Source organism: Streptomyces sp. NPDC058864, assembly GCF_042742985.1.
Classification (GTDB): domain Bacteria; phylum Actinomycetota; class Actinomycetes; order Streptomycetales; family Streptomycetaceae; genus Actinacidiphila.
Genome location: NZ_JBHYMQ010000144.1, coordinates 1 through 5,434, shown reverse-complemented (window position 1 = coordinate 5,434; position 5,434 = coordinate 1). Strand labels below are relative to the sequence as shown.

Genomic DNA, 5,434 nt, shown 5'->3' with positions numbered 1-5,434 from the left:
GTTCCGACGACGTCGGAACCGCCCGGTCCGCGTTTGCGGCCTCGGACTTCCCGCCCCGTCCCCGGTGTTCACGGCCTTCGTTGCCGAGCTGCGCAAGGCCGTCAATCTTTTGCGAAATCTGCGCGAGATCTTGCGGACATCTGTTTGTGGTGCTTGAGTGTGCGACGCCCCCGCTGCGTGTGGTCGGGGGCTTCCACGCTCATGCCCGAAGGGGACCACCGATGAGAAGCTCCTGGTTCCGCTCCGCCCGCCGTGCCTCCGCGGCCACGCTCGTCTCCGCGCTGGCCCTGGCCGCCCTGACCGCCTGCGGTACCAGCAGCAGCGCGGACAACGACAACAACGCGGGCGGCGGTTCGTCCGACCCCACCGCCCCGCTGGACCCGAAGGCCAAGGTCACGCTCACCATCGACTGCATGCCGCCGGCCGCGAAGAAGGCGGAGCTCAAGGAGTGGAAGGAGGACGTCGCCGCCTTCAACAAGAAGTACCCGAACGTGACGATCGACGGTAAGTCGACGCCCGGTCAGTGCGAGGAGCCGGCCCGCTTCACGGCCGCGCTGAAGGCCAAGTCCCAGCCGGACGTGTTCTACACGTACTTCACCGACCTGCAGCAGGTGCTCGACAACGACGGTGCCGCGGACATCAGCGCGTACGTCACCGACAAGACCGTCCCGGCGCTGGCGGACATCGACTCCAACGTGCTCGACGTGCTGAAGAAGGACGGCAAGCTCTACGGCCTGCCCACCAGCAACTACCGCATGGGCCTGCTCATCAACCGCAAGCTCTTCACCCAGGCCGGCCTCGACCCCAACAAGCCCCCGGCCGACTGGGACGAGGTGCGCACCGCGGCGAAGGCCATCGCGGGCCTGGGCAAGGGCATATCGGGCTACGGCGAGTACAGCGCGCAGAACACCGGCGGCTGGCACTACACCGCGACGATGTACGGCCTCGGCGGCGACGTCGTGTCCGCCGACGGCACCAAGGCGGCCTTCAACACCGACCTCGGCAAGGAGATCGTGCAGAACCTGCACGACATGCGCTGGACCGACAACAGCATGGGCCAGACCCAGCTGCTGAAGTGGGGCGACCTGCAGAAGCAGATGGCCGCCGACAAGCTCGGCATGTTCCTGGCCGCGCCCGACGACATCACGTACATGGTCCAGCAGCTCGGCGCCGACTACGCCAACTTCGGCATGGGCCCGATCCCCGGCGGCAAGGCCACCCTCTTCGGCGGCAACGACTACATGATCAAGAAGGGCAGCTCGCCCGACAAGATCAAGGCCGCGATCGCCTGGCTGAACTTCAAGACCCTCACCCCCGGCGCGGGCCAGTTCGACTACGCCCGCAGCAAGGCGGACGGCCTCCCCGTCGGCCTGCCCCAGCCGGCCTTCTTCACCGGTGCCAGCAAGACCAAGGACGACCAGCTGAAGGCCGCCAGCGCCACCATGCCGGTCGAGAACTTCCGCGCCTTCATGGACAACCCGGTTCCCGGCAAGGCCGAGCCGGCAAAGGCCCAGGAGATCTACAAGGTCCTGGACAACGTGATGTCCGGCGTCCTGACCAACAAGAACGCGGACGCCGCCAAGCTGCTGTCCACCGCGGAGACCCAGGTCAACCAGGTCCTCGCCAACCAGTAGCCCAGGCCCCCTCGGCACCCGGCACCCAGGAGCGACGATGTCGGCCCCCAGCGCCCCCACCCTGCCCGCCAGCACTCCCGCGAAGAGCCGGTCGCGCCGTACGGTGCGCCGCCCCGCCCCGGACGGCCGTCGTCCGGGGCGGGCCGGCCGCGCCCTGCGCCGCAACCTCACCGCGCACGCGTTCCTGATCGGCGCCGTGCTGTGCTTCGCGTTCTTCTCGTGGTACCCGATGGTGCGGGAGTTCCTGCTGGCCTTCCAGAAGACCGAGGGCGGGCAGACCACCTGGGTCGGCTGGTCCAACCTGAACTACGTCTTCCACGACCCCGCGTTCTGGCAGGCCTGGCGCAACACCCTGCTCTTCACCGGCCTGGCCCTGCTGCTCGGCTTCGCGGTGCCCTTCTTCGTGGCGCTGCTGCTCAACGAGATGCGGCACACCCGGGGTTATCTGCGGCTGCTGGTGTACCTGCCGGTCATGCTGCCGCCGGTCGCCTCGGTGCTGCTCTTCAAGAACCTCTACAACCCCGAGTACGGCCTGTTCAACCGCATCCTGGAGACGCTGCACCTGCCCACCCAGCAGTGGCTGCAGTCCACCGACACCGCCATGCTCTCGGTGGTCATCGCCTCCACCTGGATGAACATGGGCGGCGCCACCCTGATCTACCTGGCCGCCCTCCAGGGCATCCCCGGCGAGCTGTACGAGGCCGCCGAACTCGACGGCGCCGGACTGCTGCGCAAGATCTGGCACGTGACGGTCCCGCAGACCCGGCTGATCCTCTCGCTGATGCTGCTGATGCAGATCATCGCCACGATGCAGGTCTTCACCGAACCCTTCCTGCTGACCGGCGGCTCCGGCCCGGAGGGGTCCACGACCACCGTCGTCTACCTGATCTACCAGTACGCCTTCAGCTTCAACAACTACGGCGGTGCCGCGGCGCTCGGGCTGGTGCTGCTCGTACTGCTGGCGGTCTTCTCCGCCGGCTACGTGCGGCTCAGCCGCGCCGCGGACGAGTAGGACGGGACACACCGATGAGCAGCAGCACCCGAACGCTGATATCGCCGACGCAGCTGGCGAGCCGGCGCGGCCGGATCCTCTACCGGACCGTCCTCACCCTGGTGGTCACCACCTTCACGCTGGTCTTCCTCGGCCCGCTGTACTGGATGGCCTCCAACGGCCTCAAGAGCACCGAGGAGTTCGCGCGGATCCCGCCCACCACCTTCCCGCAGGCCCTGCACCCGGAGAACTACACGAGTGCCTGGGAAGTGATGGACCTGTCCCACCTCCTGCTCAACACCCTCTGGTACGCCTTCGGGGCGCTCGCCTTCCAGCTGGTCCTCGATGTCGCCGCCGCCTATTCGCTGTCCAAGCTGCGCCCGGTGTTCGGCAAGGCGATCCTCGGGATGATGCTGGCCACGCTGATGATCCCGGCGACGGTCCTGGTCGTACCGCAGTACCTGACCGTCCTGGACGTGCCGATCTTCCAGCGCAACCTGCTCAACTCGCCCTGGGTGATCTGGCTCCCCTCGGTCACCAACGCCTTCAACATCTTCCTGCTCAAGCGGTTCTTCGACTCGGTGCCGCAGGAGCTGCTCGACGCCTCCGCGATCGACGGGGCCTCGCAGATGCGGACCCTGTGGTCGGTGGTCCTGCCGATCTCCCGGCCGATCCTCGGAGTGGTCTCCATCTTCGCGGTGGTCGGGGTCTGGAAGGACTTCCTCTGGCCGATGCTCACCCTGAACGACCCGACCAAGCAGACCCTCAACGTCGGCATCTACTCCCTCGCCAGCGGGGTGCCGGAGAACTGGCTGCTCGCGGCCATCGCGATGGCCTCCGTCCCCACCCTGCTGATCTTCCTCGTCTTCCAGCGCAACATCATGAGCGGCCTCACCGCCGGCGGCCTCAAGGGCTGAGACCCGGCCCCGACGGCCTCCGGCCGTACCCGTCCAGCACCACGCCGCCCGCCACGGGGCGGGCGGCGCGGTCCCAGCTGCCCGAAAGGACCAGTCACGTGGCAGACATCCACCCGGCCGAGGCCACCGACGCGTGGTGGCGCGGCGCCGCCATCTACCAGGTGTACGCACGCAGCTTCGCCGACGGAGACGCGGACGGCACCGGCGACCTCGCCGGGGTGCGGTCCAGACTGCCGTACCTGGCCGCGCTGGGCGTGGACGCGCTCTGGTTCAGCCCCTGGTACCCCTCACCGATGGCCGACGGCGGCTACGACGTCGCCGACTACCGCGCCATCGACCCGGCGTTCGGCACCCTGGCCGACGCCGAGAAGCTGATCGCCGAGGCGCGCGCCCTGGGCATCCGCACCATCGTCGACATCGTCCCCAACCACGTCTCCGACCGGCACGTCTGGTTCCGGGCGGCCCTCGAGGCCGGGCCGGGCAGCGCCGAGCGCAAGCTCTTCCACTTCCGCACCGGCCGCGGCGAGGACGGCGAACTGCCGCCCAACGGATGGCGTTCCCAGTTCGGCGGTTCCGCCTGGACCCGGCTCCCGGACGGCGACTGGTACCTGCACCTGTTCGCCCCGGAGCAGCCCGACCTCAACTGGGCCCATCCCGCGGTGCGGCGGGAGCACGAGGACGTGCTGCGCTTCTGGTTCGACCGCGGCGTGGCCGGGGTGCGCATCGACTCGGCCGCCATGGTCGCCAAGGACCCGGACCTGCCCGACTTCGTGGAGGGCACCGACCCGCACCCCTACATCGACCGCGACGAGCTGCACGACATCTACCGGTCGTGGCGCGCCGTCGCCGACGCCTACGACGGTGTGCTGATCGGCGAGGTGTGGCTGCCGGACACCGAGCGCTTCGCCCGCTACCTGCGTCCCGACGAGCTGCACACCGCCTTCAACTTCGACTTCCTTGCCTGCCCCTGGGAACCGGAGCGGCTGCGGGCCTCCGTCGACGCGACGCTCGCCGCGCACGCGCCGGTCGGAGCGCCGGCGACCTGGGTGCTGGCCAACCACGACGTGACGCGCACGGTCACCCGCTACGGCCGCGCCGACACGGGCTTCGACTTCAAGACCAAGGCCCACGGCATCCCCACGGACCTGGAGCTGGGCACCCGGCGCGCCCGCGCCGCCGCGCTGCTCACCCTGGCGCTGCCCGGCTCGGTCTACCTCTACCAGGGCGAGGAACTGGGGCTGCCCGAGGTCGAGGACATCCCCGCCGAACTGCTGCAGGACCCGATGTACTTCCGCTCCGGCGGCACCGACCCGGGACGTGACGGCTGCCGGGTGCCGCTTCCCTGGTCGGGGGACGCGCCGCCGTACGGCTTCGGGGGCGACCACCCCTGGTTGCCGCAGCCGGCGGACTGGGCGCGGTACACCGCCGAGGCGCAGGAGGCGGACCCCGGCTCCATGCTGAGCCTGTACCGGACGGCACTGCGGCTCCGTCGCTCCGAACCCGGCCTGGGCGAGGGCCCGATGGACTGGCTCGACGGTCCGGGCGACGTGCTCGCCCTCCGCCGCGAGGGCGGCTTCGCGTGCGTGCTCAACCTGTCCGCGGACCCCGTCGGGCTCCCCGCGCACCGGCAGCTGCTGCTGTCCAGCGGACCGCTCGCCGAGGACGGCCGGCTCCCCCGGGACACCTGCGTGTGGCTGCGCCTGGAGGACCCGGCCGGACCCGGCGGGACGGAGGCGTCCGCGTCCTGACAGCGCGTACGCCGAGGGGGGGGGGGCCGCCCCCCCCGGCGCCCGGGCCCCCCCGCCCGCCCCCCCCCCCCGGGGGGGGGGGCCCGCCGCCCCCCCCCCGCGCCCCCCCCGCCGCCGCAACGAATTCCTGGGGAACCCCTGATG

4 protein-coding genes are annotated in these 5,434 nt (G+C 70.3%); all 4 read left to right on the top strand.

Annotation, left to right across the window (positions count from 1 at the left end; genetic code table 11):
• Window positions 1-221: 221 nt before the first annotated feature.
• The 4 genes from ACFW3D_RS41910 to ACFW3D_RS41895 all read left to right on the top strand — a co-directional run bounded on the left by ACFW3D_RS41910 (window position 222) and on the right by ACFW3D_RS41895 (window position 5,290).
• On the top strand, window positions 222-1,634 hold the full coding sequence (locus ACFW3D_RS41910; RefSeq protein WP_500513729.1) for an extracellular solute-binding protein: 1,413 nt from the start codon (window positions 222-224) through the stop codon (window positions 1,632-1,634).
• Between the two features lie 37 nt (window positions 1,635-1,671).
• Complete coding sequence (locus ACFW3D_RS41905) at window positions 1,672-2,646, top strand: carbohydrate ABC transporter permease (RefSeq protein ID WP_500513728.1); 975 nt, start codon at window positions 1,672-1,674, stop codon at window positions 2,644-2,646.
• Window positions 2,647-2,660: 14 nt separating this feature from the next.
• Window positions 2,661-3,542 (top strand): carbohydrate ABC transporter permease, encoded by an 882-nt coding sequence (locus ACFW3D_RS41900; RefSeq protein ID WP_500513727.1) that lies wholly within the window; start codon window positions 2,661-2,663, stop codon window positions 3,540-3,542.
• A 98-nt stretch (window positions 3,543-3,640) separates the two neighbouring features.
• On the top strand, window positions 3,641-5,290 hold the full coding sequence (locus tag ACFW3D_RS41895; RefSeq protein WP_500513726.1) for a glycoside hydrolase family 13 protein: 1,650 nt from the start codon (window positions 3,641-3,643) through the stop codon (window positions 5,288-5,290).
• Window positions 5,291-5,434 lie beyond the last annotated feature (144 nt).